The sequence below is a fragment of the Nocardia sp. NBC_01009 genome, from assembly GCF_045208035.1.
Lineage (GTDB): Bacteria > Actinomycetota > Actinomycetes > Mycobacteriales > Mycobacteriaceae > Nocardia.
In genome coordinates, this window is the sequence record NZ_CP108695.1 from 7,714,727 (window position 1) to 7,738,863 (window position 24,137).

Here is a 24,137-nt window from a genome sequence, read left to right on the forward strand (position 1 = left end):
CTCCGAGCGAATTCGTGGATGGCTGCGTGCACAGATGATGCCGCACGCTACCGACAGATTCGCAAGCTGCCACCACATCGACTCCGGGAAACACCAGGGCCGCAACCCCAGCGAACCCTGAGCTACATTCGAGATCCCGCGCCGAGGCTACCTTTCCCGCGGCGCTTGCAGGGCCGGAAACCAGATGTCGGCGAGGACGTCCGCGGCTTGGTCGGCCGTGACATCGATGGTGCCCTGCATGGCCCAGCGGGTGAAGAAGCGTTCGAGTTGGGCGACAAGCAGTTCCACCCGCAAGCGGGCCTCGTCCTGACGGTCGGCAGGCCAGCGCGCCAGGTAGGACGTCATCGCGTTGGGTAGGGCCGCGATGCCCTGGCGGGCGATGTCACGGAATTCCGGTTCGAGCGCGGTAGCCTCGTCCCACGCGGGCAGCAGGTCCTTGTATTCCTGGAACCAGCCAATGGCGCGGGTCATCCAGCCGACGAACTCGGCGCGCGAACCGGTGTCGAGGACTCGGTCCAGATCCTCATAGAAGTACAGCGCACTCGGCGCGGTGCTCTGCTCGGCGACTGCGCGCAGCACCTCGAGCTTGCTGGCGAAATGCAGGTAGAACGTAGCCCGGCTACAGCCCACGGCGGCGGCGATGTCGTCGACCCGGACAGCCGCGTAGCCCTGGGTGCTGAACAGGTTCTTCGCACCCTCCAGCAGCTTGGCCCTGGTCTGCAGTTTCTGTTCGTCCCGCAGGCTGGTGCCGGCCTGTTTCGACTTCGTTGGCATGGTGAGCGGCTACCTCGCGTAGGTCGGGAAACTATTGCTGACGTGCGACTTCCGGTGAGCAAGTGTACGTCCGACCCGGGCGGGCCGCGGTCTTCACTAGACATTCTGTCATTCACTAGACACAGAGTCCAGTCAATGTTACGTTGTTGCCTACGTCACTCCGGAGCGCCACGGCTCCGGACACTCGCCCGCCGTGTCCGGCGCCACTGCGAGCCGTGACGGCAGCTTCGAATGAGGACTAGTGAATTGACTCCACGCACACTTCCCAAGGTCTGCGTCATCGGCGCAGGCCCCTCGGGTATCACCACCGCCAAACGCCTGCAGGACTTAGACATCCCGTTCGACGTCTTCGAGGCGTCCGACGAGGTGGGCGGCAACTGGTACTTCAAGAACCCCAACGGCATGTCGGCCTGCTACCAGAGCCTGCACATCGATACGTCCAAGTGGCGCTTGGCCTTCGAGGACTATCCGGTGCCCGAGGACTGGCCGGACTTTCCGCACCACTCGCAGTTGTTCCAATACTTCAAGGACTATGTCGACCATTTCGGTTTCCGCGACAAGATCCTGTTCGACACCCTGGTGACCGCCGCCGAACGGCAGCCCGACGGCCGGTGGCTGGTCACCTCCAGCGACGGTCGCACCCGCGACTACGACGCCCTGATTGTGTGCAACGGCCACCACTGGGATCCCAATATCCCGGACTATCCCGGCGAATTCGACGGCGTGCTCATCCACAGCCACGCCTACAATGATCCGTTCGACCCGGTCGACATGCGCGGCAAGAAGGTCGTGGTCGTCGGGATGGGCAACTCCGGGCTCGACATCGCCTCCGAACTGTCCCAGCGCTTCATCGCCGAGCGGCTGACCGTGTCGGCGCGGCGCGGTGTGTGGGTGCTGCCGAAATACGTCCACGGCAAGGTCGGCGACAAACAATCGGTGCCACCGTGGATTCCGCGCAAGGTGAGCATGAAGCTCAAGCAGCGGTTCGTCCGAAAGTTCCGCGGCGACATGGAGTTCTACGGCCTGCCCAAACCCGATCACCAACCGTTCGAGGCACACCCTTCGGCCAGTGAGGAGTTCCTGCACCGGGCGGGCTGCGGTGACATCGCCTTCAAGCCCGCCATCACCGGATTGGCGGGCAAGCGAGTGCAGTTCGCCGATGGCAGCACCGAAGAGGTGGACGTCATCGTCTGTGCGACCGGCTACCACATCAGCTTCCCGTTCTTCTCGGATCCGGAACTGGTGCCCGACAGCAGCAATCGCATCCCGCTGTTCAAGCAAATGATGAAGCCGGGTGTCGACAATTTGTTCTATATGGGCCTCGCACAGCCGCTGCCTACCCTGGTGAACTTCGCCGAACAGCAGAGCAAGCTCGTCGCCGCCTACCTGACCGGCGCGTACCTCCCGCCATCGGAGCCGGAGATGCACGAGGTGATCCGTGCCGCCGAGCAGCGCCGCAGCGGCCGCTACTACGACTCACCGCGCCACACCATCCAAATCGAATTCGAGGCCTACGTGCGCGATATGAAGCGCGAAATGGCCAGTGGCGCAAAACGTGCCGCGGCAACCGGCAACGCGCTACCGGTGCCTGCCCGAGTACTCGAGCACGTGTGAGGCGGCGATGACAACGACGATGGGATTCTGCGCCGACCGTTTCGCGGGCGTGCGACAGGAACTGGAGAATCGGATCGCTGCGGACGAGGAGCTCGGCGCGTCGATCTGTGTGACCGTCGACGGCGAAATAGTCGTCGATATCTGGGGCGGGCACCGCGATATCGAGCGCACCACGCCATGGACCGAGGACACCCTGGTCAACGTCTTCTCTATCAGCAAGACCATGACGGCACTGTCCGCGCTGCTGCTGGTGGATCGCGGCGAGCTGGATGTGCGGCAAAAAGTCGCGCACTACTGGCCGGAGTTCGCCGCGAACGGCAAGGGCGACATCGAGATTCGTCAGCTGCTCGGACACACCTCCGGCGTCTCCGGTTGGCAGCGGCCGATCGAGCTGGCCGATATCTACGACACCGAAGCGGCCAGCGCCCGCCTCGCGGCCCAACCGCCGTGGTGGGAGCCGGGCACCGCGTCGGGATACCACGCCCTGAACTATGGACATCTGATCGGCGCGGTTATTCGCCGCATTACCGGCCGTAGCCTCGGGCAGTTCTTCGCCGAGGAGCTCGCCGGACCGCTGGCGGCCGACTTCCACATCGGCACCGGTCCGGAGCACCACCACCGCATCGCACCGTTGGTGCCACCGCCACTACTGGAATTCGATATGGCCTCGCTCGATCAGGAGAGCATCCTGGTCAAGACGCTCACCAGCCCGCTGCTGGACATTCCGGAGGCCAATAGCGCCGCATGGCGGCAGGCGGAGATCGGCGCGGTGAACGGCCACGGCAACGCGCATTCGGTGGCGAAGGTGCAGTCGCTCGTATCTTGCGGCGGCGAGCTGAACGGCCGAAGGCTGTTGTCCGAGAAGACGATCGACCTGATCTTCGAACAGCAGTCCGACGGTGCGGATCTGGCGCTGCTGCTTCCGCTGCGCTTCGGCATCGGCTACGGCCTGCCTCAGGCGCAGACCGCTCCGGAGGTCCCGGACGGGCGCGTCTGCTGGTGGGCCGGGTTTGGCGGGGCCATCGTTGTCAACGACCTGGAGCACCGAGTCACCTTCGCCTACACCATGAACAAGATGGCACCGGGGCTGATCGGCTCCGACCGCGCCGACGCCTACCTGCGCTCGGTGTTTTCTGTAGTCCGAGGAGATCGCTCATGATGCGGGCGCTGCAACTCACCGATCCCGGTGTGCTGGAACTGCGTAAAGTTCCGGTCCCCGAGATCGGCCCCACCGATCTGTTGCTACGCGTCGGTGCGGCGGGCATCTGCCACTCCGATCTGCATGTGCTGCATATCCCCTTCAAGATGCGCGACGAGCCGCTGACCCTCGGACACGAGGTCGCGGGCACCATCGAAGCCGTCGGCAGCGCTGTCGAGGGCCGGTCGGCCGGTGAGCGCGGCATCGTCTACCTGTGCTGGTCGTGCGGGGTGTGCCGGGAATGTGTGAGCGGCAACGAGAATGTGTGCCGCGCAGCAGGGCGCACTGCGATGCCGCCGTGCCCAGGTCTGGGGCCGGACGGTGGGATGGCCGAGTACATCAGGATTCCGGCCGCCTCCTTCGTGCCGATCGGTGACTTGGATTTCCTCCAGGCCGCGCCGCTGGCCGACGCCGCGCTGTCGAGCTATCACGCGATCAACGGTGCGCGTGCACAGCTGCAGCCGGGTTCGGTCGCGGTGGTCATCGGCATCGGCGGGCTCGGCCACGTTGCGGTACAGATCCTCGCCGCGACCAGTGCAGCGCACGTGATCGCGGTCGACGTGAGCGCGGAAAAACTCGACCTCGCCGCCCGCTGCGGCGCGGCCGAAGGACTCATCGGTGGACCCGACACCGCCCGCGAGGTCCTCGACCGCACCGGAGGGCGCGGCGCCGACGCGGTGTTCGACTTCGTCGGCACCGACCACACCGCGACCCTGGCCGTGGAATCGGTGGCGCCCAACGGCGCCTATCGCATGATCGGGCTCGGGGGCGGCGCACCGGAAATCACCGCGGGCCCGGCCGGCGGACCCGGCTGGCCGTGGGGCGCATCGATCCGAAAGTCCTACGGCGGCACCAAATCCGACCTGATCAGCTCCGTCGCGCTCGCGCAGGCGGGCAAGCTCAGAGTCGAAGTCGAACGCTATGACCTTGCCGAAGGCCGCGAGGCGCTCGACCGACTGGAACGCGGGCTGGTCGCCGGCCGTGCGGTCCTGGTGCCGTAGGCAGGTCCGATCAATGTTGAGGAAGGTCATGTCATGACACAGCCTTTGGACCCGCAGGCCATGGCGGCCGCGGCAATCGCTCGGCTGACCGGGCCCGGCGGACAGTTCGAAATGGTGGTCGAGGAGGTGCTCGGCGCACCGATGCCGGTGATGCGGCATCGCGGCCGCTCGCTCGGCGAAGTGCTCGCGGCATCCATCGCGTTGGCCGACCGCGACTACCTGGTCACCGCGGACCGCAGGATGTCCTACACCGAGCACGCGCACGCAGTCGGCGCGCTTGCCCGCGCCCTGCGCGACCGGTACGGCGTCGGAAAGGGCGACCGGATCGGCATCCTGGCGGCGAACACGCCGGAATGGGTCGCCGCGTTCTGGGCGGCACAGACCCTCGGCGCCATCGCCGTCGGGTACAACGCCTGGTGGGCGCCCCGCGAAATCGCATACGGCATCGACCACACCCGGCCCGCGGTGTTGATCGTCGACGTGAAGCGGGCCGCACAGCTGGCGGACCTGGACATCCAGGTCCCGGTGCTGACCATGGAGCAGGACCTCCCCGCCCTGATCGCCGCATTCGACGACGGCGAGCTGCCGCGCACGCCGGTGGCCGAGGACGATCCTGCGGTCATCCTCTACACCAGCGGCACGAGCGGACGCCCGAAAGGCGCGGTGCACACCCAGCGAAACCTGTTGGCGGTCATCGACTATCACCGTTTCAACGACGCACTGGCCGCCGCCTTCCAAGGCCGCGCCGACGACGGCAGCCCGAAAGGCAGACGGTTCCTGCTCACCTCGCCGCTGTTCCACATCGCCAGCCTGCACAACCTGGTGATACCGCGGATGGCGACCGGCGATACCACCGTCATTTACCAGGGTTCGTTCGACGCCGATCGCGTACTGCACCTGGTCGAACGCGAACACATCACCAACTGGGGCGCGATGCCGACGATGGCAAGCCGGATGCTCGAAACCGATCTGTCCCGCTACGATCTGTCCTCGCTGACGTCGTTCTCGCTCAACTCGGCGCCATCCTCGGCCGCACTGCAACACCGGCTACGCGAACAACTTCCGGTGGCGAAGACCGCACTCGTGACCAGCTACGGCCTCACCGAATGCAGTACGGCCGCCACCCTGGCAGCCCCCGCCGAGCTGGCCGCGTTCCCGGATACCGTCGGCCGCCCCGTCGTCGGTGTCACCATCGAAATCCGGGACGCCGCGGGCAATGCCGTCCCCGAAGGCACCGAGGGTGAGATCTGCGTGCGCAGCCCCTACGTAATGCTCGGCTACTGGGAGGACAAGGCCGCGACAGCCGCCGCCATCACTCCCGACCGCTGGCTGCGCACCGGCGATATCGGCGTGCAGGAGCAGGGCCGGCTTCGCCTGTCCGGCAGGCGTTCCGATCTCATCCTACGCGGTGGCGAGAACGTCTATCCCACCGAGATCGAGCAGTGTCTCGAGGAACACCCCGCCGTGCGTGAGTGCGCTGTGGTCGGCATGCCCGATGCCGATCTCGGCCAGCAGGTCGCCGCGGTGGTCGTCGTCGACAACGACACGGCGACAACCGAACACGAGCTGCTCGAGTTCGCCAAGGAGCGACTCGCCTATTTCAAGGTGCCCGCACGTTGGCGGATCACCACCACAGCACTACCGCGCAACGCGACCGGCAAGGTTGTGCGCACCGGTATCGAGGTATGAGAAGACATGTACGACACCATCATCAAGGGCGGCCGCTGGTTCGACGGCACCGCTTCGCCCTCCGCGGTCCGCCATCTCGGCATCCGTGACGGTCGCATCGCCGTGGTCTCGATCGAACCGCTCGACGAGACCGGCTGCCAGCACATCATCGACGCCGCCGGGAAGTGGGTGCTTCCCGGAATGATCGACATCCATACGCATTACGACGTCGAGGTACTGCAAACTCCCTCGCTGGCCGAGTCGGTCCGCCACGGCGTCACCACCGTGCTGCTCGGCTCGTGCTCGCTGTCGACGGTACATGTCGAGGCTTCCGACGCCGGCGACCTGTTCGGCCGGGTCGAGGCCATCCCGCGCCGACATGTGATCGAGGCTGTCACCGAAACCAAGACCTGGACTACGGCGCACGAGTTCGTCGACGCGCTGGAAGCGCTGCCGCTCGGTCCGAACCTGGCCGCGTTCATCGGGCATTCCGATATCCGTGCCGCGCAGATGGGCCTGGAACGATCCACCAGCAAGGACATTCGGCCCACCGCTGCCGAACTCGACGCCATGGTGGCGAAACTCGATGAGGCGCTGGACGCGGGCTTCATCGGCATGTCCTCGCAGCAGCTGCTGTTCGACAAGCTCGACGGCGAAGTCTGTCGATCGCGCACCCTGCCCTCGACCTATGCGACCACTCGGGAACGCCGCAGGCTCAACGCGATACTGCGGCGTCGTGGCCGCGCATTGCAGGGCGGTCCCGATGTCGCACGGCCGCAAAGTCTGGTCGCGATGGCGGCCAGCAGTGTCGGGATCTTCCGCAAGCCACTGAAGGTCAGCCTGCTGTCCGCGGCCGACATCAAGGCCATTCCCGCAGTGGCGCATATCTTTCCGTGGATTGCCAGGGTGCTCAACGCGTTGGGCGGCGACTTCCGGTGGCAGCATCTGCCGGTGCCGTTCGAGGTGTACTCCGACGGCATCGATCTGCCGGTCTTCGAGGAGTTCGGTTCGGGCGCGGCCGCACTGCACCTGGCCGACCAGCTCGAGGCGCGCAGGGAACTGCTGCGCGACGAAGGCTACCGCCGTCGCTTCCGAAAGGACTACGACAAGAAGTTCGGCCCGCGGGTCTGGCATCGAGACTTCTTCGATGCCGAGATCGTCGAATGTCCGGATCAGACCGTGCTCGGCAAGACCTTCGGCGAGGTCGGGGTCGATCGGGGCGGGCTGCACCCGGTGGACGCCTTCCTCGACCTCGTCGTCGAGCACGGCAACAAGGTTCGGTGGCGGACAACCATTTCCAACCACCGGCCGGAGGTACTGGACCGGTTTGCCGCCGATCCCGGTGTGCAACTTGGCTTCTCGGATGCCGGGGCGCACCTGCGCAATATGGCGTTCTACAACTTCGGGCTGCGGTTCCTCCGTCGAGTACACGATGCCGAGCGCGCGGGCCGTCCGATCCTGTCGCTGGAACGCGCCGTGCACCGCATCACCGGCGAACTCGCCGACTGGTACGGCATCGACGCGGGCCACCTGCGCACCGGCGACCGGGCGGACCTGGTCGTGATCGATCCCGAACGCCTCGACGAGACCACCGACGCCTACGCCGAGGCTCCGATCGCCCAGTTCGACAATCTCTCACGCATGGTCAACCGGAACGATGCGACGGTCACCGCGGTGCTGATCGGTGGCGAATACGTCTTCGGCAACGGCGCATCCGCACCGGTCCTCGGCACCCGGAGGACCGGCCGATTCCTGCGAGCAGGCGTGACGGGCAGCTGAGGGGTACCCGCCGACTGCTTCGTACCAACGCCACCTCGGCCTGGTGGCTGGGCCGCTGCGACGCCCGACGGCTGAGCGAGTACGAGGCACTCGGCGGGTGCACGCTGCCGATGGTTTTCCGATTCGTGCAGCGTAAGGCCCAATTTCGCACGCATGCGAGTCGGACTCGAGCTACCTTAGCTATAACCGGCGTTCACACTATGATCGCCCGGCCACTCGCAAGGAGGCGACGTGGAGACATTCGTGCATCAAGGCCGGGCTGTGGTCTTCGACCGGGTGGGTAGCGGTCCGCCGATCGTCCTGCTCCACAACGCGGGCACCCAACGCCGCATCTGGGACGATCAGGTCACGGCACTGAGCGGCGACCACGAAGTCTTCGCGCTCGACCTGCCCGGCTACGGCGAATCCGAACAACCCGCCGACGGCTACCGCCTCGACGATTATGTCGCCATGCTCGGCACGTTCCTCGATGCGCACCACCTCACGGACGTCGTTCTCATCGGCAATTGCCTCGGCGCGGCCACCTCACTGCGCTACACGATCGCGCACCCCGCCGTCGCCCGCGCGCTGGTCTTGATCAACCCGCTGACCTGGAACACCGTCCGCGCCGGACGCCAAGCCGCAATGGCATGGGCCGATGCCCGACTCCCACTCGGCCCGGTGGCCCGCAGGGTGGCGCTGCCCGAAGTGATCGTCTCCCGGATCGTCACCGAACAACTCGGCGCGCGTGGCCGACGCCAGAAATTGCACCACTCGCCCCGCCTGCGCGCGCACTGGTCCGACCGCGGTCGCCTGCAAGCCCTGCACGGCTTGGTCCAGGACTTCCCCGCCTTCGCCGACCTCGATGCCTTCAGCCCACCCACAGGCTTCCCCCCGATCTGCACCATCTGGGGCAAGCAGAACCGCATCCTGTCGGCCCGCGCGGGCGCCCGCCTCAACCACACCCTGCACCCGCACACCGAAATAGAGCTTCCCGACTGCGGCCATCTGCCCATGGTCGAAGACCCCACCGCGGTGACGACCGCCATCACGACGTTCCTCGCGGCCCAACTGCGTAACTCCACAAGTACGCCCGACAGCTGACCTACACTCGAAACGCCGGCCGGCCCGCGCGGCACCCAATGGGTGCGCCGAATGCGCGAAGAGGCAGGTCAGCTGGTGTTGTTTGACGACATATGTTGCGGGAACCCGTCGATAGTCATCGAGAAAGGGTTTGATGCCATGTTGCTACGCCGACTCGCCCGACCGCTGCTGGCGGCCTCCTTCGTCGCCGACGGAGTCGATACCCTGATGCATCCGGAACCACGCGCCAAGGCCGCTACCGCGCTCAGGCAGCGCGGCGAGGAGCGACTGCCGGACAATCTGGCCGCGAAGCTCCCGTCGGACACGGCGACAGTGGTCCGGGTCAACGCGATCGCTCAGGTGTCCGGCGGCGTGCTGTTGGCGCTGGGCAAGATGCCGAGGCTCGCCTCGTTGGTGCTTGCCGCGACAGTGATCCCCGCGACGGTCACCGAACAGGACTTCTGGGCCGAACAGGATCCGGACCGGAAGGCCGCGAAACGCAACGCGTTCCTGAAGGATATGGGCCTGCTCGGTGGCCTGATGATCGCGGCCGCCGATACGGCGGGCAAGCCGTCACTGGGATGGCGCGGCAAACGAGCAGCGCACCATGCCGCCGCCGCGGTATCGGCGGCGCTGCCCTTCGGCGCGTCCGAGGGTGCAACGGGCGAGGCGCTGCGCCAGCACGCGTCCGAGGCCGCCGAGCGCGCACGCACCCGCGCACTGAGCGGAATCGCGGCGGTCAAGGGGTCCGAGGTTGCGGGCGTCGCGCAGCAGCACGGTTCCGAGTGGGCCGATGTGGCGAAAGAGCGTAGCGCTGAAATGGCCGAGATCGCCAAGGAACACGGCGTGGAGTGGGCTGAGATCGCCAAGGAGTACGGCGCGGAGTGGGCCGAGATCGCCAAACACCGGGCCGCGATCCTGGCCGACATGGCCAAGCGTCGTGGCGCCGATTGGGCCGAGGTCGCCAAAGAGCGTGTGCCCGAGATCGCCGAAACCGCTCGGCGGCACGGTTCGGATTGGGCCGAAGTCGCCAAAGAGCGTGCGCCCGAGATCGCCGAAACCGCTCGGCGGCACGGTTCGGATTGGGCCGAGATCGCGAAGGAACGTGGACCCGAACTCGCGGCGACCGCCCGTGAGCGCGGGGCGCACCTCGCCGATGCGGCCGCGATCGTGTCGAGGCAAGGCGCGGCTGATCTCCGCCGCAGCCGTCGCCGTCGCCGTCGGCGCTAGGCCGACGCCTCGTATCCTTCGGCGAGTGCGGCGTCCAGGGAGCCGACACAATGCAGGCTTTCGGAGAGGCCGGTGATCTCGATGACACGTCCGACACTGTGCCCCGCCGTGATCAAAAGTACTCGGCGAGCGGACTTTTCGGCCTCCGCCAGTACCTCGATCAGCGCGGTGACCCCGGCCGCGGCGAAGAAGGTCACCGGTGACAGGTCGACCACCATGGTGTTCGCTTGAAAACCGAAGGCACGCACCAGATTCTCCCGCAGCGTCGGCGCGGTGCACAGGTCGATCTCACCGGCGACTTCGATCAGTGTCACGTCACCGCGCGGACGGCTCACACAGAACTGGATCGCATCTGCTCCGCCGGACGCACAAACAGTGGTGCACTCAACAACATTCACAGAACGGCTGGACATGGGCTGACTCCTGGGGGCCCGTCACTGGCGCACAGGGACAGACCTGTCTCTCTAGTGAAGCAGGGTCGCACAGCTCTGTACAGGGATAGAGTATGGCCATGACTGCCAGCAACGACCCAGTTGTCGGCGCTCGGGAGCGAATTCTGGCCACTGCCTACGCGTTGTTCACTCGACGCGGTATTCGAGATGTCGGCATCGACGAAGTGATCGCCAAGGCCGGGATCGCGAAAGCCACATTGTACCGGCATTTTCGGACAAAGGACGAGTTGGTCATTGCGGTGCTCGCGCGCCGCGAACAACTGTGGACCTTCGGCTTCGTCGAGCACCGGTCGCACTTGCGCGGCAACACAGCGGAAGAACGTTTGCTGGCTATTTTCGACGTGTTCGACGAATGGTTTGCCACCGCGGATTTCGAGGCATGCACCTTCATCAATGTGCTGGTGGAAATGGGCCCGAACCATCCGACCGGTCGGGCGAGCATCGTGCATCTCGATCGAATTCGTGACGTGGTACGCGCCCGTGCGATCGAAGCAGACCTGCGGGATCCCGAGGAGTTCGCTCGTTCCTGGCACATCCTGATGAAGGGTTCCATTGTCGCCGCGACCGAGGGTGATCGCGGCGCCGCCCGTCGTGCTCAGCGCATGGCGGCCGCCCTGATCGATCAGTATCGCAGCGACGCGGCTTAACCGAATTCGAACGTCGCCACCACGGGGGCGTGATCGGACTCGGGGTATTTGACATCGGTGGCGAAAGCGCCGGATTCGTCGTGCAGCACCTCGTTGTGAATCTCCGAACCACGGTAGTGGGCAAGCAGATTGCGGGTGACCAGGATGTGGTCGAGCATCTGCCCCCTGCCGTGATGGAGCAGCGAGTACCGGGCCGGCTCGGGAATGGTGTTCTCGACCGGCACCAGCACCCGTCCGGCCAGCGCACCGTTGCCGGTTTCCTCGACATCGCCCCGAATGGCAACCAGCGGCACCTCGTCGGCGGTGGCATTGAAGTCCCCCGCCACCACGATGCGCGCCGCCGGGTCCTGGTCGAGGATCGAATCGACGAGCCGTCGCACTTCCACGGCCTGGCTCATCCGCTTCATCGACGAGATGAACGAGCCCTCGGCCACCGCGTCGGCGCTGCGCCAGGTGAAATCATCGATCTTCTGGCCCGGAATATTGGTGGGCAGCTTCGATTTCAGATGCACCACGATCACATGCAGCGGTACGCCTTGCAGATCGAGTTCCACGTGCAGGATCGGCCGCTCCAGCAGAATCGACAGCGGTTGCGGCGCGGGCGGACTCGCGGTCAGTATCTGATACATCGGCGCTGCGACCAGCGTGTTCAGCAGTTGCGCCCGCGCCATCACCGGTAACGAGGTGACCACAACCAGGTTTCGTTGATCGAATACCTGGCCGTTGGGATCCAGGGTCGAGACAACATTCGCCCCCGCCTGCTTCGTCCCCGCGAGCAGTTCCGCCAAGGCGAGCAAAGCACGTGGCTGCCCGGCCCGCTCCTGCCCGTGCACCTCTTGCAGACACAGCACGTCGGCCTGCAACCGCTCGATCTGTGGCCGCATCACCGCTATCCGGTCCGGCAGCGACGGCCGGATGTTCGGCGGCACCTCATCGAAGTTTTCCAGATTGAACGTCGCGATACGCAGGGTGACCATCTCATACACCGATCCTCGACAGGCCCCCGACCAACTGTTGACACGAACCATGGTCCGCCGCGTCCCGCCCGGAGTCCTGAGTACCGACTACTCGAAAACCAGGTCAGCAACCCGACCGGCCGGTTGGCCGACCGATCGGCACACCAGCGGTGGAGCGAGCACGCGAATCATCGCCGCCGAGAATCTCGGGTGCGAGCGGGAACCAGGCGGCACTGCCGTCCGACTCAGTAGTCGAGCAGCAGACAGCGCTGCGGACTCCGCGGGAGGACTCATGAAACGCGCCACCGTGCTGGCACTGGCCGCAGGCACCCTCGCCCTCACGGGCTGTACGACCACGGTGCCCGAATCCGCTCCGGCAGGCGATAGCTCCGTCGCATCGACCGAGGGGGTCACGCAGTACCCGATCACCCTCGACAATTGCGGCAGGACCTACACCTACACCGAGGCCCCCGAGCGTGTGGTCGTCATGAACGGCGGTTCCGTCGGCGAGGTCTCGTCGCTGATCGCGCTCGGCGTCGGCAACCGGATCCTGGCCAATGCGCAGTCCTACGGCTCCTCCGATGTCGCCGGCCGTGCCGCGGCCATTGCTGCCCTCCCCACCCGCGGCATCGCATACAACAGCATGCAGGACATCCCGCGCGAGGCCATGCTCGCGCAGCACGCAGACTTCGTGCTCTCCACCGGCGGGGGCGGTTTCGCCGCCGATCAGGGCTTCGCCACCCGCGAGCAATTGGCCGCCGCGGGTGCGAATACCTATGTGCCACGGGCGAACTGCAGCATGACCGGCGCGGTGACGGGAACACCCACCGTCGAGGACAGCTATGCGATGCTGCGCGACCTCGGCGCGGTGTTCGACGTGCCGGGCCGCGCCGAACAGCTCATCGCCGAATCGCGGCGCAAGATCGCCGACACGGTCGCCACCGTCGCCGGGGCGACCGAGAAGAACGTGCTGCTCGTCTTTCCCGGTATGGGAATGGGTGACGCGGGCGATTTCTCGGCCATCGCGGCGGGCGGAATCTGGAACGACATCATCGACAAAGCCGGTGCGGTGAACCCGTTCAACCGCACGGACGGCACCACCTTCGTCACGATCAGCAAGGAACAGCTCGCCGTGACGCCGATCGACGGTGTGATCGTGGTGAACTATCGCAATCCCGATATCGACGCGGCGGCCGGGCGGATCCTCGATCAGTTCCCGCAGTGGAATGCCACCAAGAACAAGACCTATGTGGCGCTCTCGGATTCGATCTATCTCGGTCCCAGCAACGACATCGCGGTGGACAAGATCGCCCGGCTCGTGCACCCCGAGCAGTTCTGACCGATGCCGCCCATCGTCGCTGCGTCGTCTCTGCGCTCGCCGGGTTCCGGTCTGCAGCGCCTCGGGTCCCGGCTCTCGCGGGGCAGCCGGTCGAACCGAACTCGCGCGCCCTTTGCCGGGACTGCGCTGCCCGTCGCGATCGCCGTATCGGTGGGCGTGCTGTGCGCTGTGATGCTGGTGTCGGTCAGCGTCGGATCGGTCACCGTTTCCCTCGCCGACACCGGGCGGGTGATCTTCGCCCATGTCGGCGGTAAGACACCCGGGGTCGGGTTCACCGTCGACCAGATCGTGTGGAACTACCGGTTACCGCGTGTCATCCTCGCCGCGCTGTGCGGCTGCGGCCTGGCCGTCTCCGGGGTGATTCTGCAAGCGCTGGTGAACAATCCACTCGCCGACCCCTACGTCCTCGGCCTGTCCTCGGGCGCCTCGCTCGGCGCGGTGACGGTGATGGTCTCCGCGGGGGCGGCGCTCGGCGGCGTCGGTGTCTCCACCGCCGCGTTCCTCGGCGCGATCCTCACCGCCGCAGTGGTATTCGCGCTCGGGCAGCGCCGCGGCACGGTGGTACCGATCCGCCTGGTCCTGGCCGGTGTCGCCGTCGGCTACCTCTTGCTGGCGGCGACGAACTACCTCCAGTTGCGCGCAGCGCCCAACGAATTGCGCGCGGTGATGTTCTGGACCATGGGCAGTGTCGCCGGGGCGAGCTGGGAGCGACTCGGGCCGGTCACGGCGGTGGTGCTGCTCGTCGTCGCCGTGGTGCTGGCCTTCGGCCGTCGGCTGAATGTGCTCGGCACCGGCGACGAACAGGCCACTGCCCTCGGCGTCGACGTGCGCACGACCCGGATCATCTTGCTGGTGCTGGCATCCCTGCTGACCGGCACGCTGATCGCGGTCGCGGGCGGAATCGGGTTCGTCGGCTTGATGATTCCGCATCTGGTGCGCCTGAGCTTCGGCATGGACCACCGCCGCGCGCTGCCGCTGTCGGCATTGCTGGGCGGCGCCTATCTCGTTGCGGTGGACTTGCTTTCACGCACCATCGGTGCCCCCGATGAACTTCCGCTGGGCATCTTCACCGCCGCGTTCGGCGCACCGTTCTTCCTCTGGCTGCTGCGCCGCGACGGAGAGCGGACATGACCGAGAACGCCACCGAATCACCCACTACCGGAACGACTGTCGCCTTCGACAACAGCACGCCCCCCGGCGGCGCGATCGAACCGACCGCCGAACTGTCGGTCACCGGGGTGACGGTCACGTTCGGTAATTCTCCCGCACTCGATGCGGTGACGATGCACGTTCCGCCGGGCTCGATCGTCGGCGTAGTCGGGCCGAACGGCAGCGGAAAAACAACCCTGCTGCGCACGATCTACCGTTCGCTGCGACCCGATAGTGGCGCGGTGCTGATCGACGGGGCCGACATCGCCGCAATGTCCGTGCGCACCGCGGCGCGCACGACCGCGGCGGTGCTGCAGAGTGGCACCGGATCACCGGATCTGACCGTCGCGGAAATGGTCGAGCTGGGCCGCAACCCGCACCACGCATTGTTCAGCCGCGATACCGCCGACGATCGCGCGGCCGTCACGAAAGCGATGGCCGAAACCGGTGTGATCGCCTACGCCGACCGCTGCGTCGGCTCGCTCTCCGGCGGCGAGCGCCAACGCGTCCTGCTGGCCAGAGCACTCGCGCAACGTCCACGCCTGCTCGTCCTCGACGAACTCACCAACCACCTCGACGTTCGCGCCCGCTTCGAACTGCTCGACCTGATCCGCTCCACCGGCATCACCACCCTCGCCGTCCTGCACGAACTCGACCTGGCCGTCCGCTACTGCGACCACCTCGTCGTCCTGAACCACGGTTGCGTCGTCGCCGCGGGCCCGGTCCTCGATGTGATGACCCCCGCCCTACTACGCACCGTCTTCGGCGTCATCGCCACTACCACCCGCCACGACGACCACACCATCCGAATCAACTACGCCGCCACCCCTCTTGCTCCCCAGCCATGACATCGACCTCGGCGAGCGGGACATCACTGCGCGTGCTTCTCGACGGGTGCCGCGGCCGTGTTCCGTTCGACGAGACGGGCTCAGCCGTCGGTAGGGGCAGTGAAACGGGTTGCGGCGATGCGGTCGTCACGAGCGCGGGCCACTCGCACCCCGACCGTGCCGACGGGGCAGCCGCAGACCGTCGCGGCCTCGGCGTAGGCGTAGGCGCGGGGAACTTCGGTCTCCCCGTGAACGACAATCTCGACGTGGAGTGCAAAGTGTGCCGGACGGCGCTGTCGGCTCGGATCGATGGCGAACGTGAAACCGTTCCCGCGGCGCGGGTGGACGAGCATCTGGAACAGTGCACCGCGTGCTGCTCCTGGTACGTCGCGGCGGTGGAGACCACGCGGCTGCTGCGCCGCGGCTCCGGGTACGCACCCGATCTCACCGCCGCGATCTTCGCCGCCGCCGATCTGGACCGGCCGCGGCCCTCGCTCGGGTCGTGGATGAGCGCCTGGTTCCTATCCTGGCGCACCGCGCTGACCTCCTCGCGCACTGTATGGACCCGGCTGCTGCTCGGCATGCTCGGCGTCGTGCAGTGTGGCTTGGCGATCGGCCAGGCTGCGGGGGCCGACTTCGGCATGAGCCACCAGCACAACAGCGACATGACCCGGCACCTGCTGAACGAGACCTCGGCGTGGAGCCTCGCGATCGGCATCGGCTTCATCTACTGCGCGTTGCGGCCGTACGCGACCTCGGGCGTGCTGCCGGTGCTCGGTGTGCTGGTCGCGACGCTGACGACGTTCGTGATCGGCGATCTGAACTCGGGGGTCGTGCCGCTGTCCCGTGTCCTCTCCCACGGTGTCCTCGTCGTCGCGCTCGTGTTGGTCGTTGTCGTGCACCGCACCCGACGACCACACACCTCACCACCCTCGCGCACCACCAACAGCCCGCCCACCGAACTGGTCCTGCCGCCCGGCGCCCAGCTCGGCCGTCGCACCGCCCACCTCAGATCGACTCGAGATCCCGCCGCCTGACCGAACGGAAACATGAGTACCGACGTCGCTTTTCCGGAATCCGCCACCCGCATCTCGCTCGCCGTCTCCGGCATGAGCTGCGCGGCCTGTGCGACCCGGGTGGAACGCAAGCTCAACAAGGTGGTCGGGGTGACCGCCTCGGTGAACTACGCCACCGGCGTGGCGACCATCGATGCCGCCGTCGAGGTGACGGCCGAACAACTGTGCGCCGAAGTCGAATCGGCGGGCTATGGGGCGGAACCCGTTGTCGCGCATACGGGCCGGATCGTTTCGGCTCCCGAGGACGCTGCCGTCGGTGATCTGTTCCGCCGCCTGGTTGTCGCGCTGCTGCTGTTCTTCCCCCTTGCCGACCTGTCGGTGATGTTCGCGACCGTGCCCGCCACCCGGATCTCGGGCTGGCAGCTGATCCTGACGGTGCTGGCGTTGCCGGTGGTGGTGTGGTCGGCGGCGCCATTCCACCGACGCGCCTTCCACGGCGCGAAAGGCCTTGCCGCAAGCATGGATACGCTGGTCTCGGTCGGGGTGATCACCGCGACACTGTGGTCGCTGGACACCATGTTCGTGCATTCGGATCGATCGCAGCCGGCACCGGACGGGGTGTGGGATGCGATCTGGTCCAGCGATTCCATCTACCTCGAGGTCGCCGCGGGCGTCACCGCGTTCGTCCTCGCCGGTCGGTATTTCGAGGCGAAAGCCAAGCGGGCGGCAGGCAGTGCACTGCGGGCGCTGGCCGCGCTCGGCGCTCGCGAGGTAACCGTGCTGACCCGTGGCGATCACGAAATGCGGGTGCCGATCGGCGAACTCGTCGAGGGCCAACGGTTCGTCGTGCGCCCCGGCGAGACCATTGCGACCGACGGCCTCGTGGTGTCCGGCGGATCCAGCGTCGATGCGAGCGCGATGACCGGCGAATCCATCCCGGTGGACGTGACGCCCGGAATGGAGGTCATCGGCGGCACCACCGCGTTGACGGGACGGCTGATCGTGGAAGCCGCTGCGGTGGGCGCGGATACGAAGCTGTCGGGGATGATCCGGCTGGTCGAGCAGGCCCAGACCGGGAAGGCGCGCATGCAGCGGGTGGCCGACCGAGTGTCGTCGGTGTTCGTGCCCGTCGTTTTCGCGATTGCCGCGGGCACCTTCGTGACTTGGCTGCTGACCGGTGCGGGCGCGGAGAAAGCAGCGGCAGCCGCACTCGCGGTGCTGGTCGTCGCGTGCCCGTGCGCGTTGGGGCTGGCGATTCCGACGGCATTGATGGTGGCGTCCGGGCGAGGCGCACAGCTCGGCATCTTCATCAAAGGTCACCAGGCATTGGAGGCCACGCGGGATGTGGACACCGTGGTGCTCGACAAGACCGGGACTGTCACCAACGGCGTGATGAGCGTTGTCGCAGTAACCGTGGTCGGCGCAGCGACTGTGAACGGCATGGCGTCGATGGACAGCCCGACAACCCCGGACAGCACGGCAGCCGCCGATAGCGCGGTGTCCGACAGCGACGTGATCACCGAATCCGACGTGCTGCGGCTGGCCGGTGCCGTCGAAGCGGCCTCCGAGCATGCCGTCGCGGCGGCCATCACGCGGTATGCACGGGCACTGCTCGGTGAGCTGCCCGCGGTCGAATCCTTCACGGCGCTACCGGGATTGGGTGCCAGCGGCCTCGTGGCAGGCGAGCTGGTGTCGGTCGGCCGACTGCGCCTGCTGAACGAACAGGGCGTCGAGGTTCCCCCGTCGTTGAATCGCGTCGTGCGGCAGCAGGAACGGGCTGGACGCACGGTGGTGCTCGTCGTTGTCGACGGCGTCGCCCAGGCGGTCATCGCGGTGGCCGACACGGTGAAGGAGACCGCCGCCGACGCGGTCGCCCGGCTGCATCGACTCGGACTGCGCACCATGATGTTCACCGGCGACAACGCCTACGCGGCCCAATCGGTCGCCGACGAGATCGGCATCGATGAGGTTGTCGCCGAACTGCTTCCGGAAGACAAGGTCGAGCTGATCGCCGGCCTACAGGAACAAGGCCACCGCGTCGGCATGGTCGGCGACGGCATCAACGACGGCGCCGCCCTCGCGACCGCCGACCTCGGCATGGCCATCGGCGCAGGCACCGACGTTGCCATCGCCGCAGCCGACGTCATCCTGGTCCGCGACGACCTCGGCGCCGTCGCCGACGCCATCGAACTGGCCCACGCCACCCTGCGCACCATCAAGGGCAACCTCGTCTGGGCCTTCGGCTACAACGTCATCGCCATCCCCATAGCCGCCCTCGGCTACCTCAACCCCCTGATCGCCGGCGCATCCATGGCATTCTCATCGTTCTTCGTCGTCTCCAACAGCCTCCGCCTGCGCCGAGCCCGCTTCCGGCTGTGAGCGCAGCTCGCGTGCCACCGAATGAGCCTGCCGCCGCCGAAGCGCGGGAAGCCGGCGAGCACGACTTCCGGTCAGCGGCGGGTGGCGGCCAACTGCTCGAGCATGGCGTTGTACGCGGCGAGGTCGGAGTCGGCGTAGATGTCGTCCTTGCGGTCGGTGCGCACGGCAGTGCGGCGGTCCTGGGCTACCCATTGGGACAGGAGTGCGCCGACTACCAGCAGGATCGGGACTTCGCCCGATACCCAGGCAATTCCGCCGCCGACCCGTTGATCCGACAGGAGGTCGGTATGCCACAGCAGGTCGAGCTGGTCGTAGAAGCGGGCGCCGATCACGGTGTTCATCGACATCACCGCGACGCCGAAGAAGGCGTGGAAGGGCATGATCGCGAACAACATGCCGAGTCTGCCCAGGTGCGGCAGCCTGCGCGGGCCGGGGTCGATGCCGATGATGCCCCAGTAGAAGAGGTAGCCGATGATCAGGAAGTGCACGTTCATCAGGACGTGACCCCAGTGGTATCGGATCAGATTCTCCAGCAGCGGGGTGAAATACAGACCGTAGAGCGAGACGACGAACGCGGCGATCGCCGTGCCCGGGTGGGCGATGACCGCGGTCGGCCGGGAATGCAGAATCCGCAGCACCCCTTCGCGCACACCGGGGACCTCGTCGCGTCCGGCGGCGGGCACCGCGCGCAACAGCAGCGTCACCGGGGCCCCGAGCACCAGGAGCACGGGTACGAACATGTTCAACGCCATGTGCGTGATCATGTGCACGCTGAACATGGCATAGCCGTAGCTGCCGATACCCGACGATGTCGAAATCAGCAGGACCGCACAGCCACTCACCCAGGATGTCGCCCGCCACCGCGACCAGCTGTCACCACGTCGGCGCAGCCGTAGCACCCCCGCCGCATACAGGACGACACCGACGACGGCCGCAGTCCCGAGCACGATATCGAAGCGCCACACCGTCATCAGCCGGATCGCATCGGGCCGATGCGCCAGGTTGAAGCCGATGAACACCTCTTGCGCGGTGAACGTCCGATCGGCGAAGGCGGGCGCGGGCTGGACCGCCATCGCCACTATCGTCGTCAGCGCGACCGCGGAAAGTGCTGCGACACAGCCGATCAGGAGCGCGAGCCGGGCACGCGCGGATGCCGAGAAAGCGCCGCAGCTCGACATCGCCGCGATCCGCCGCACCGTCACTGCGACACCGATCGCAAGGACAACTGCCACCATCGCGAGCCGCCCGTATCCGGATGCAGGTACCGCTGACCAGGGCAACAGCACGGCAGCGAGCACCAGCCCACTCGCGACCGCCGCCACCAGACACAGCCGGGCGATCCTCACACAGCGCCGCACCGCGATCGCGACGTGAGATCCGTTGCGCCGCACCTGCGCCGCCACGCACCAGGCCAGGCCGGGCAGTATCGACACCGCGATCTGGAAGATGATCATCGCGGCGGTGGCATAGTCGTGATCAGGTCCTTCCCCGGCATTGCCGACCAGCATCGGTGGCAGCACGGCGATGGCCGCCGACCCGGTCCATGCCGCCAACCCGACCCAAGACAATGTCAGCCGAGTGGCGAGGGTCAAGACACCGGCCAACACCGCGACGACGATCCACGCCTTCGGTTTCTCGCTCGCATCGATCAGCGCACCGAGCGCGCCGAGTCGAAACATCGCCGCTGTCGACAAACCTGCCGCATTGCCCGCAGTGACCGGGACCAGCAGCAACGCCGACACCAACCACACCGCGGCCGCCCGCTCGGCGACCCGGACTCCGGCGTACCCGTCGATATCGACCCGGCCGCGCGCCGTGACGGCGGTGCAGCACACCGCGTACACCAGGGATCCGAGCGTGGCCGCGCCCGCGAGCGCGGCCACCACCCGAAGCACCACATACCCGAGCACATCCCCGATGCCTGGGTAGGCGGTGCCCGCTTCTCGATAGGGCATCTCACCCGCGCCGAGAACCGATCCGACAATGAGTACCAGCGAAACGAGCGCCGCCGCACACCAGAGGACGTGGACTGCCGAGCGCTGCACCTGCACGTTGTCGTCCACCAATCCCTTGAATGTCCTGCGTGGGAAACCGGCCCTCGTCCAATCGTCGGGTGAACTCACGCGAAAGTTCCCGAGGCCCACGAGAAATCGGCTCGATGGGACGAGCGTCACAGGTCGACGTCGTCCAATCGGGTCAGGTGGCGCTACGACCGGGCGAGCTCGCGCACATCACACCAGGGTCGGAGAAATCAGGGGAGGCTCGCGCTCATTCCGCCGGAGATGGTCACGGCTTCGCCGTTGAAGTGGCGGCCGTGATCGGAAACCAGCAACAGCACCGCCTCGGCGACTTCGGCGGGATCGATCAGGTCGCCGTTCGGTGGGCCGGAGTTGAACATCTTCATGGCGTCTTCGCGGGTCGGATTTTCGATGTCCGGCATCAGGTGTCGCCACATGGCGGGGTTCTGGATCATGTCGGTGTCCACGCCGGAGGGCAGTACCGCGTTGACGGTGATCCCGTGCTCGGCCACTTCCAGCGACAACGATTTGACCAGACCCAGCACCGCCCATTTGGCCGCGGCGTAATGGCCCGCGCCCTTGACACCCATCCGGCCGACAATGGAGGAGGTCGCCACAATTCGGCCCCCTCGGCGTTCGATCATGTACGGCACCACCGCGCGGAAACTGTGGAAAACACCGGTGAGGTTGACGTCGATCATGTCCTGCCAGGTCTGCTCGTCCATCTCCGCGACGGGCGAATTGGACGAGATGCCGGCGTTGGCGACGAGGATATCGATGCGCCCGAACTCGTCGACTGCCTGCTCGGCCACCGCATTCATCTCGGGCCCACTGCGCACGTCGGCCTTGATCGCCAGACAGCGGCGGCCTGCTTCGGCCACCAACTCGGCGGTCTCGGCGAGATCGGCGGCGGAACTCAGCGGATAGGGCACGGTGGCGATCGGTCCGGCGATATCGCATACCACGATGTCTGCGCCCGCGGCGGCGAGCGCCACGGCATGGGCGCGACCTTGGCCGCGCGCTCCGCCGGTGATCACAGCTACTTTTTCGTCGAGATTCCCCATGGTTCTACCCCCTATCCGCGCATAGCCCGGTAAGGCCCACCCATCCTCGCACGATCGAATCGGCCCCCGGGCACCAATGGCGGAAAGCGCCCATTTCGGAGATCGAAAAGGCGCATAATCCGGACACAGGCTGGTCGGCGGTTGGGAAGGTGGCGACGGCCGTGAGTACTACTACTCGAATACAAGCTGTTCGACCGTATCCGCAGCGTGTGGGGCCGAAGGGTTCCTACATCTGGAAAATGATGACCACCACCGATCCGAAGGTGCTCGGGGTCATGTATTTGACCACCGCGATGACCTTCTTCTTCATCGGCGGCTTGATCGCCCTGCTGATGCGCGGTGAGCTGGCGCGGCCCGGCATGCAGTTCCTCTCGCCGGAACAGTTCAACCAGCTGTTCACCATGCACGGCACCATCATGCTGCTCTTCTATGCCACCCCGATCGTGTTCGGTTTCGCCAATGCTGTGCTGCCATTGCAGATCGGGGCGCCGGACGTCGCGTTTCCCCGGCTGAACGCGTTCAGCTACTGGCTGTACCTGTTCGGTGCGACCATGGCGACCGCGGGGTTCCTCACCCCGGGTGGCCCTGCCGATTTCGGGTGGACCGGCTATACCCCGCTGAGCACCTTCGAGCATGCGCCCGGCGTCGGTGCGGATCTGTGGATCATGGGGCTGGCCGTCTCCGGTCTCGGCACCATTCTCGGTGGCGTCAACATGATCACCACCGTCGTGTGTCTGCGCGCCCCCGGCATGACGATGTTCCGGATGCCGATCTTTACCTGGAATATTCTTGTCACCAGTGTGCTTGCGCTGCTCGCCTTTCCGATTCTGACCGCGGCGTTGATGGCGCTGGCGTTCGACCGACATCTCGGCGGGCACATCTACGACACGGCCACCGGCGGAGTTCTCTTGTGGCAGCACCTGTTCTGGTTCTTCGGCCATCCCGAGGTGTACATTGTCGCGCTACCGTTCTTCGGGATCGTCACCGAGATCTTCCCGGTGTTCAGCCGCAAACCGTTGTTCGGTTACAGCACGCTGGTGTACGCGACGCTCTCGATCGCCGCGCTGTCGATGGCGGTGTGGGCCCACCACATGTACGCGACCGGCGCCGTGCTGTTGCCGTTCTTTTCGATGATGACCTTCCTGATCGCGGTTCCGACCGGGGTGAAGTTCTTCAACTGGATCGGCACCATGTGGCGCGGTCAACTCACCTTCGAGTCACCGATGCTGTTCGCCGTCGGATTCCTCGTCACGTTCCTGTTCGGTGGGCTTTCCGGCGTCGTTCTGGCCTCTCCGCCCATCGACTTCCATGTCACCGACAGCTATTTCGTGGTCGCGCACTTCCACTACGTGCTCTTCGGCACCATCGTTTTCGCGACCTTCGCGGGCATCTACTTCTGGTTCCCCAAGATGACCGGACGGATGCTCGACGAGCGGTTGGCCAAGTGGCATTTCTGGACCACGCTGATCGGGTTCCACACCACGTTCCTGGTGCAGCACTGGCTGGGCGCCGAGGGCATGCCACGTCGCTATGCCGACTACCTGCCCAGCGACGGTTTCACCACACTGAACACGATCTCGACCATCGGTGCGTTCATCCTCGGCGCTTCGATGCTGCCGTTCGTCTGGAACGTCTTCAAGAGCTTCCGCTACGGCGAAGTGGTCACGGTGGACGATCCGTGGGGCTATGGCAATTCGCTGGAGTGGGCGACGACCTGCCCGCCGCCGCGGCACAACTTCTACGAGCTGCCGCGTATCCGGTCGGAGCGTCCCGCGTTCGAGCTGCATTACCCGCACATGGTCGAGCGAATGCGGGCCGAGGCATACAGCGGCTGGGGCTCCGGCGGACAACATGCCACTGAGCTGCGCGAAGAGGCGCGGGCGGCGGTCGCCACCGACGGTAAACCCGATACGCAGCCCCCGGAAACTCGCGCGCCGGACGCCTCCGCGCCGTAGCCGACCACG

Annotated in this window: 19 protein-coding genes; 14 read left to right on the forward strand and 5 right to left on the reverse strand. The window is 66.4% G+C overall.

The annotated features are described in order from the left end of the window. Nucleotides 1-147: 147 nt before the first annotated feature. Nucleotides 148-774, reverse strand: coding sequence for a TetR/AcrR family transcriptional regulator (locus tag OHA42_RS34905; RefSeq protein ID WP_406232306.1), 627 nt, complete (start codon nucleotides 772-774; stop codon nucleotides 148-150). Nucleotides 775-1,020: 246 nt separating this feature from the next. Here OHA42_RS34905 and OHA42_RS34910 point away from each other — a divergent pair, with 246 nt between their 5' ends. The 7 genes from OHA42_RS34910 to OHA42_RS34940 all read left to right on the forward strand — a co-directional run bounded on the left by OHA42_RS34910 (nucleotide 1,021) and on the right by OHA42_RS34940 (nucleotide 10,326). Next, nucleotides 1,021-2,388, forward strand: a complete 1,368-nt coding sequence (locus OHA42_RS34910) for a flavin-containing monooxygenase (RefSeq protein ID WP_406232308.1) — start codon at nucleotides 1,021-1,023, stop codon at nucleotides 2,386-2,388. Nucleotides 2,389-2,395: 7 nt separating this feature from the next. Beyond that, nucleotides 2,396-3,547 (forward strand): serine hydrolase domain-containing protein, encoded by a 1,152-nt coding sequence (locus OHA42_RS34915; protein WP_406232310.1) that lies wholly within the window; start codon nucleotides 2,396-2,398, stop codon nucleotides 3,545-3,547. Continuing rightward, on the forward strand, nucleotides 3,547-4,587 hold the full coding sequence (locus OHA42_RS34920; RefSeq protein WP_406239805.1) for an NAD(P)-dependent alcohol dehydrogenase: 1,041 nt from the start codon (nucleotides 3,547-3,549) through the stop codon (nucleotides 4,585-4,587). Before OHA42_RS34915 ends, OHA42_RS34920 begins: the two co-directional genes overlap by 1 nt. 33 nt (nucleotides 4,588-4,620) lie before the next feature. After that, complete coding sequence (locus OHA42_RS34925) at nucleotides 4,621-6,276, forward strand: class I adenylate-forming enzyme family protein (protein ID WP_406232312.1); 1,656 nt, start codon at nucleotides 4,621-4,623, stop codon at nucleotides 6,274-6,276. Nucleotides 6,277-6,282: 6 nt separating this feature from the next. Further along, entirely contained in the window at nucleotides 6,283-8,034 is a 1,752-nt protein-coding gene (locus tag OHA42_RS34930; protein WP_406232314.1) for an amidohydrolase family protein, read from the forward strand. A gap of 231 nt (nucleotides 8,035-8,265) precedes the next feature. Next, nucleotides 8,266-9,117: an alpha/beta fold hydrolase gene (locus OHA42_RS34935; protein WP_406232315.1), complete on the forward strand. Its 852-nt coding sequence runs from the start codon at nucleotides 8,266-8,268 to the stop codon at nucleotides 9,115-9,117. A 138-nt stretch (nucleotides 9,118-9,255) separates the two neighbouring features. Then, entirely contained in the window at nucleotides 9,256-10,326 is a 1,071-nt protein-coding gene (locus OHA42_RS34940) for a DoxX family protein (RefSeq protein WP_406232317.1), read from the forward strand. Here the strand turns inward: OHA42_RS34940 and OHA42_RS34945 are convergent. Continuing rightward, on the reverse strand, nucleotides 10,323-10,661 hold the full coding sequence (locus tag OHA42_RS34945) for an STAS domain-containing protein (protein ID WP_406232319.1): 339 nt from the start codon (nucleotides 10,659-10,661) through the stop codon (nucleotides 10,323-10,325). The two genes, OHA42_RS34940 and OHA42_RS34945, sit on opposite strands and share 4 nt — an antisense overlap. Nucleotides 10,662-10,837: 176 nt before the next feature. Here OHA42_RS34945 and OHA42_RS34950 point away from each other — a divergent pair, with 176 nt between their 5' ends. Next, complete coding sequence (locus OHA42_RS34950) at nucleotides 10,838-11,425, forward strand: TetR/AcrR family transcriptional regulator (protein WP_406232321.1); 588 nt, start codon at nucleotides 10,838-10,840, stop codon at nucleotides 11,423-11,425. On the opposite strand, the gene OHA42_RS34955 is transcribed toward OHA42_RS34950, so the two are convergent. Further along, a complete protein-coding gene (locus OHA42_RS34955; protein WP_406239806.1) occupies nucleotides 11,422-12,402 on the reverse strand; it encodes an endonuclease/exonuclease/phosphatase family protein in 981 nt (326 codons plus the stop codon). The genes OHA42_RS34950 and OHA42_RS34955 overlap by 4 nt on opposite strands. A 271-nt stretch (nucleotides 12,403-12,673) precedes the next feature. Between OHA42_RS34955 and OHA42_RS34960 the strand changes: the two genes are divergently transcribed. From OHA42_RS34960 to OHA42_RS34980, 5 genes are all read left to right on the forward strand, one after another. Then, a complete protein-coding gene (locus OHA42_RS34960; protein ID WP_406232323.1) occupies nucleotides 12,674-13,720 on the forward strand; it encodes an ABC transporter substrate-binding protein in 1,047 nt (348 codons plus the stop codon). A gap of 3 nt (nucleotides 13,721-13,723) precedes the next feature. Then, a complete protein-coding gene (locus OHA42_RS34965) occupies nucleotides 13,724-14,851 on the forward strand; it encodes a FecCD family ABC transporter permease (protein ID WP_406232324.1) in 1,128 nt (375 codons plus the stop codon). Then, nucleotides 14,848-15,717 carry an ABC transporter ATP-binding protein gene (locus OHA42_RS34970; protein WP_406232326.1) on the forward strand — a complete coding sequence of 290 codons (870 nt, stop codon included), beginning with the start codon at nucleotides 14,848-14,850 and terminating at the stop codon, nucleotides 15,715-15,717. The genes OHA42_RS34965 and OHA42_RS34970 overlap by 4 nt, the downstream gene beginning before the upstream one ends. A gap of 227 nt (nucleotides 15,718-15,944) precedes the next feature. Further along, nucleotides 15,945-16,733, forward strand: a complete 789-nt coding sequence (locus OHA42_RS34975; RefSeq protein ID WP_406232328.1) for a zf-HC2 domain-containing protein — start codon at nucleotides 15,945-15,947, stop codon at nucleotides 16,731-16,733. 12 nt (nucleotides 16,734-16,745) lie between these two features. Next, entirely contained in the window at nucleotides 16,746-19,091 is a 2,346-nt protein-coding gene (locus OHA42_RS34980; RefSeq protein WP_406232330.1) for a heavy metal translocating P-type ATPase, read from the forward strand. A gap of 71 nt (nucleotides 19,092-19,162) precedes the next feature. Here the strand turns inward: OHA42_RS34980 and OHA42_RS34985 are convergent, their stop codons facing one another. Continuing rightward, complete coding sequence (locus tag OHA42_RS34985) at nucleotides 19,163-21,214, reverse strand: cytochrome c oxidase assembly protein (protein WP_406232332.1); 2,052 nt, start codon at nucleotides 21,212-21,214, stop codon at nucleotides 19,163-19,165. 128 nt (nucleotides 21,215-21,342) lie between these two features. Next, the gene (locus OHA42_RS34990) at nucleotides 21,343-22,173 is read right to left on the reverse strand and encodes a mycofactocin-coupled SDR family oxidoreductase (RefSeq protein WP_406232334.1); all 831 of its coding nucleotides are present in this window, start codon (nucleotides 22,171-22,173) and stop codon (nucleotides 21,343-21,345) included. A 239-nt stretch (nucleotides 22,174-22,412) separates the two neighbouring features. Between OHA42_RS34990 and ctaD the strand changes: the two genes are divergently transcribed. Continuing rightward, nucleotides 22,413-24,128 carry a cytochrome c oxidase subunit I gene (gene ctaD, locus OHA42_RS34995; protein ID WP_406232336.1) on the forward strand — a complete coding sequence of 572 codons (1,716 nt, stop codon included), beginning with the start codon at nucleotides 22,413-22,415 and terminating at the stop codon, nucleotides 24,126-24,128. The last annotated feature ends 9 nt before the right edge of the window (nucleotides 24,129-24,137 follow it).

Coding starts and splice junctions, on each gene's coding strand:
- OHA42_RS34905 (WP_406232306.1), bottom strand. CDS start 774: ATGCCAACGAAGTCGAAACAGGCCGGCACCAGCCTGCGGGACGAACAG.
- OHA42_RS34915 (WP_406232310.1), top strand. CDS start 2,396: ATGACAACGACGATGGGATTCTGCGCCGACCGTTTCGCGGGCGTGCGA.
- OHA42_RS34920 (WP_406239805.1), top strand. CDS start 3,547: ATGCGGGCGCTGCAACTCACCGATCCCGGTGTGCTGGAACTGCGTAAA.
- OHA42_RS34925 (WP_406232312.1), top strand. CDS start 4,621: ATGACACAGCCTTTGGACCCGCAGGCCATGGCGGCCGCGGCAATCGCT.
- OHA42_RS34930 (WP_406232314.1), top strand. CDS start 6,283: ATGTACGACACCATCATCAAGGGCGGCCGCTGGTTCGACGGCACCGCT.
- OHA42_RS34940 (WP_406232317.1), top strand. CDS start 9,256: ATGTTGCTACGCCGACTCGCCCGACCGCTGCTGGCGGCCTCCTTCGTC.
- OHA42_RS34950 (WP_406232321.1), top strand. CDS start 10,838: ATGACTGCCAGCAACGACCCAGTTGTCGGCGCTCGGGAGCGAATTCTG.
- OHA42_RS34955 (WP_406239806.1), bottom strand. CDS start 12,402: ATGGTCACCCTGCGTATCGCGACGTTCAATCTGGAAAACTTCGATGAG.
- OHA42_RS34960 (WP_406232323.1), top strand. CDS start 12,674: ATGAAACGCGCCACCGTGCTGGCACTGGCCGCAGGCACCCTCGCCCTC.
- OHA42_RS34965 (WP_406232324.1), top strand. CDS start 13,724: ATGCCGCCCATCGTCGCTGCGTCGTCTCTGCGCTCGCCGGGTTCCGGT.
- OHA42_RS34970 (WP_406232326.1), top strand. CDS start 14,848: ATGACCGAGAACGCCACCGAATCACCCACTACCGGAACGACTGTCGCC.
- OHA42_RS34980 (WP_406232330.1), top strand. CDS start 16,746: ATGAGTACCGACGTCGCTTTTCCGGAATCCGCCACCCGCATCTCGCTC.
- OHA42_RS34990 (WP_406232334.1), bottom strand. CDS start 22,173: ATGGGGAATCTCGACGAAAAAGTAGCTGTGATCACCGGCGGAGCGCGC.
- ctaD (WP_406232336.1), top strand. CDS start 22,413: ATGATGACCACCACCGATCCGAAGGTGCTCGGGGTCATGTATTTGACC.